This is a genomic window from Vibrio sp. V03_P4A6T147 (genome assembly GCF_002241085.1).
GTDB lineage: Bacteria > Pseudomonadota > Gammaproteobacteria > Enterobacterales > Vibrionaceae > Vibrio > Vibrio anguillarum.
Genome location: NZ_NDIO01000341.1, coordinates 1 through 4192 on the forward strand (window position 1 = coordinate 1; position 4192 = coordinate 4192).

Consider the following 4192-nt stretch of genomic DNA (forward strand, 5'->3'; position numbering starts at 1 on the left):
ACTCAACTAGCTGAAATTGAAAGCTTATCCGGCATTGTATCTCCTTCGGTTTTGCTTTCATTTGCTCTATTAGGTCTTTTTCCTATTCTCACCAAGTGGATTATGGCCAGATTGAACAAAAACCCAACTTCCGCCTGAAGTGAATAATGATGAAAATTTGTGTTTCAAACCACCCGATAGAGGCATATATAGTTTGTCAGTATTTACAGCAATTCAATATTCGCTGTGAAGTGAGAGGCGATAACTTATACGGCTTAGGTGGAGAGCTCCCTTTTTCAGAAGAAACCTTGCCTTATATATGGCTGTTGGATGAAGCTCAAATCGCCGAGGCTCAAGCACAATTATTGGCCTATCAGATAGAAGAGATAAACGAAGAACCTAACTGGGTTTGTGGACAGTGCAACGAGGAAAATGGGCCGCAGTTTGCAGCCTGCTGGTACTGCGGTTGTTTAGATTCAGACTAACGAGTCTGATGCTGGCGGATGAACTCAATTGAATGGCGGTTAAACATCTCAGATTGTTCAACATTGCACACGTGGCCGCAATCTGGGATCTCTAATAACACACTTTGTCTATGCATTGCCACCATGTCTTTAACGGGTTGAATGAACATATAGTCTCTCTCTCCCATAAGATAAAGAGTAGGAATGGGCAGCTCTTTCTCTTTGAAGCATTTCATCAGAGGATTGACTTCGGAAGTCAGCATAAACCAGCGTTTAAACTCTTTTTGGCACAGCTTCTTCGCTTCTCGAATAAAAAGATGGCGTGACTCTTTTTGGTTGCGTTGTGGCATTACAATGTAAGCAAACAGACGATAAAGCCACATGTAAGGAATGATGTGTTTACTCAAATTACCCAACTTTACGAGCACTTGAGAGCGCACATTCAAACGGGTTATCGCTCCCCCCAAAACCATAGAGCAAACTCGCCCAGTCGCCATTTCAGCAAGATTACGCACAATAATGGTGCCGAGTGACATTCCAACAAAATGAGCAGACTGAATTTTCAAATGATCGAGCACTTTGAGAATATCAAGAGTGACGGATTTAAACGTGTAACGATTTGCCATCAACTCTTTAAACAGTTGGTTTGACTTGCCATGACCTCGTAAATCAACTAATAACAGGTTGAAATGCTCACGGTACGCTTTGATTTGCTTAAACCAGATGGATGAACTTCCACCTGCACCATGCACAAAAACAACCCATTCATCACTGGTGGGATGCAGGTAGGTCTTATGGAAAAGTAGGCTATGAGACATACAAAACCGTTAATCAGCTTCAATTTGAGAAACGCAAGACTACCACAAAACGGGGGCTGAATAGCAAAAAATCATGCGGGCTCGTTCGGCTAAACAAGTAAGGCGCCAAAGCGCCTTACTTGTTATAAAAACATCAGTCATGAAACGCGAGATGATACATCTTGATGTACTCTTTCGCTGAATCCTGCCAGCTAAAATTTTGTCGCATCGCCCTCTGCTGAACCTCCAACATAGTTTCGGGATGTTGAAGATAAAACAGCATCGCTCGCTGCATTGCAATAAGCAGTGCTTCTGGAGAAGGATCATGAAAACCAAAGCCGGTCGCTTCTTCAGGAAACTTATCATAATCACGCACGGTGTCTTTTAAACCACCAACTTCACGAACGATGGGCAGCGTGCCATAAGCCATGCTGTAGATCTGATTCAAACCGCAAGCTTCAAATTCTGAAGGCATTAAGAAGAAATCAGAACCGGCTTCAACCAAATGTGCAAAACGATTGCTATAAGCTTCAACAAACGCAAATTTATCAGCATGCTTCGCCGCCATTTTATGTAGCTGAACAGCAACTTCAGGCTCTCCTGTGCCAACAATAATGAGCTGAGCATCATTGCGTAAGAACGACTCTAGTATAGGTAAAATGTAGTGGAAACCTTTTTGGTGGGTGAGTCGACAAACCATCCCAAACAAAGGCAAGTCACGCTGAGGTAATTGCAGCTCCTCTTGCAACATGCGCTTACTCGCCCGTTTGCCCGCTTGAAGTGATTCAGCTTCATCACAGTAGCCAAGAGGAAGAAATTCATCGTTTTGTGGATCCCACTCGCTATAATCACACCCATTAACGATACCGTGCAAATCTCTAGCTCGGTGAACAAAATCATCGACCAACCCATGAGAGCCAAGCGGTGTTAGCAGCTCGGAAGCATAATTAGGGCTAACGGCATTGATTTTGTCAGCAAAGGCAATCCCTGCTCTTAGCATACTGACGTGATCGTGTCCGTAGCGTAAAAATTCCATGCCAGATAAGTTCAATTCTGGGATTATCTCTAATTGATGATAAGAAAAAATACCTTTAAAAATCGCGTTGTGAACGGTCAATACGCTTTTCATATCAGAAAAATAAGCGTCATGCTGGTAACGCGTTTTCAACAAAAATGGAACCAACCCTGTATGCCAATCATTTGCATGGATAATCTGTGGTTTTTTACCGAGCTTAGGTAAAACATCTAGGCTAGCTGCTGAAAAGAAACCAAAACGCTCGCCATTATCAGCGTACGCTTGGTTATTCTCGCCATACATTTGTGCTCGGCCAAAATATTGTTCACATTCAATTAAGTACACGGCCACTCCATCTAGCTCCATCTGACGGACCAGATATGAAGTATGAGGCCAATGGGTAAGCTCAGTTTCTAGCACAACAGGAGCATCTGAAATGCCCAATATAGAACGATAAGCAGGTAGCACAATAGCTACCTGATGACCTAACTCTTGCAGTGCTTTAGGCAGTGCTTTGGCCACATCGGCCAAACCACCACTTTTGATCAAACCTTGAGCTTCTGAAACGGTAAACCAAACATCGATTTTTTCCATTCTAGAATCCAACTTTTGTTCCTTTTGCGATAACAACGATGCCCTCATCAGAAACATGGAAACGTTGTCTATCGAGTTCTAAATCTTCACCAATGATAGTACCTGGTGCTATTTCGACATTTTTATCAATAATCGCACGCTTAATTGTACATCCTTCACCAATTTTAACATCACCGAGGATCACGGATTCACTCACTAAAGTGTTGGCTCCAATGTTACTGCGGTAACCTAGTACCGATTTATAAATCTTCGCACCTTGAATGTAGCTTCCGCCGGAGATCAAGCTGTCGGTGATCTGTACTTTACGATCGTGTGAATCAACAAAGGTTGCAGGTGGCAACGGTGGATAATAAGTGTGGAGAGGCCAGCTACGGTTATACAACGAGAAATCGGCATCATGCTCTAATAGATCCATGTGCGCTGCCCAGTAGGCCTCAATCGTACCGACATCACGCCAGTAAGTTGTGTCTTTTTCGCCTTTGATTTTATTGGTTGAAAAATCATAGACATAAACCTCTCCTTCCGGGAAAAGTTTAGGAATAATATCTTTGCCAAAATCATGGCTGGAGTGATTATCTTCAGCATCACGACGCAGTTCTGCACAGAGTTTATCTGTATCGAATATGTAGTTACCCATAGAAACAAGTGCAAGGTCTGGGTGCCCAGGGATCGCTTTAGGGTTGCAAGGTTTTTCTTCAAAACCGACCATTTTTCCGGCTTCATCAACTTCAATCACACCAAACTGAGACGCTTCTTTCAGCGGCATTCTCAGCGCAGAAACGGTCAGTTTTGCGTCTACACGTTTATGGAAATCGAGCATCTGGCGGATATCCATTTTATAGATATGATCAGAGCCAAAAATACATACTTGGTCGGGGGTAGAGAGTTCAATAAAACGAATATTCTGGTAGATAGCATCCGCAGTACCTTCGTACCAGCGCTTGCCATCACGCATCTGTGCGGGGATTGAATCGATAAACCGATCAGTGATGCCCGAAAGGTTCCAGCCTTTCTTCATATGTAAATACAACGATTGTGATTTAAATTGTGTAAGCACGTAGATACGCATCAAATCCGCGTTTACAAAATTATTCAAAGCAAAATCGATTAAACGATAACTGCCACCAAATGGCACTGCAGGTTTACTACGAGATTCCGTTAAAGGCATCAAGCGCGAGCCTTCGCCACCAGCAAGGATCATTCCTAAAACACCAGCCATTTTAATTCTCCTTATTTCATTCTTATATTTGCATTCCATACCTTAATTTACAGGGGATGTATGGATGCTATCCTTATTGACCACTTGCAGTGGGCTGTATGAAACTCCCTCACCACCCTAAATG

General features: G+C 43.0%; 4 protein-coding genes and 1 pseudogene. 2 read left to right on the forward strand and 3 right to left on the reverse strand.

Going from position 1 to position 4192, the window contains the following annotated elements:
* Window positions 1-138: pseudogene (locus B9J84_RS13260) on the forward strand (TVP38/TMEM64 family protein); the annotation flags it as partial.
* An 8-nt stretch (window positions 139-146) separates the two neighbouring features.
* Window positions 147-464 (forward strand): putative signal transducing protein, encoded by a 318-nt coding sequence (locus B9J84_RS13265; protein ID WP_081244899.1) that lies wholly within the window; start codon window positions 147-149, stop codon window positions 462-464.
* Here B9J84_RS13265 and B9J84_RS13270 read toward each other — a convergent pair.
* The 3 genes from B9J84_RS13270 to glgC all read right to left on the reverse strand — a co-directional run bounded on the left by B9J84_RS13270 (window position 461) and on the right by glgC (window position 4068).
* Window positions 461-1261, reverse strand: a complete 801-nt coding sequence (locus tag B9J84_RS13270) for an alpha/beta fold hydrolase (protein WP_017043918.1) — start codon at window positions 1259-1261, stop codon at window positions 461-463. The two genes, B9J84_RS13265 and B9J84_RS13270, sit on opposite strands and share 4 nt — an antisense overlap.
* A gap of 133 nt (window positions 1262-1394) precedes the next feature.
* The gene (glgA, locus tag B9J84_RS13275) at window positions 1395-2849 is read right to left on the reverse strand and encodes a glycogen synthase GlgA (protein ID WP_013857077.1); all 1455 of its coding nucleotides are present in this window, start codon (window positions 2847-2849) and stop codon (window positions 1395-1397) included.
* Window position 2850: 1 nt separating this feature from the next.
* Window positions 2851-4068 (reverse strand): glucose-1-phosphate adenylyltransferase, encoded by a 1218-nt coding sequence (gene glgC / locus B9J84_RS13280; protein ID WP_017043916.1) that lies wholly within the window; start codon window positions 4066-4068, stop codon window positions 2851-2853.
* Between the last annotated feature and the right edge of the window lie 124 nt (window positions 4069-4192).

Excerpts from the sequence above, each read along its gene's own strand:
- B9J84_RS13265 (WP_081244899.1), top strand. The coding sequence starts at position 147 with ATGATGAAAATTTGTGTTTCAAACCACCCGATAGAGGCATATATAGTT.
- B9J84_RS13270 (WP_017043918.1), bottom strand. The coding sequence starts at position 1,261 with ATGTCTCATAGCCTACTTTTCCATAAGACCTACCTGCATCCCACCAGT.
- glgA (WP_013857077.1), bottom strand. The coding sequence starts at position 2,849 with ATGGAAAAAATCGATGTTTGGTTTACCGTTTCAGAAGCTCAAGGTTTG.
- glgC (WP_017043916.1), bottom strand. The coding sequence starts at position 4,068 with ATGGCTGGTGTTTTAGGAATGATCCTTGCTGGTGGCGAAGGCTCGCGC.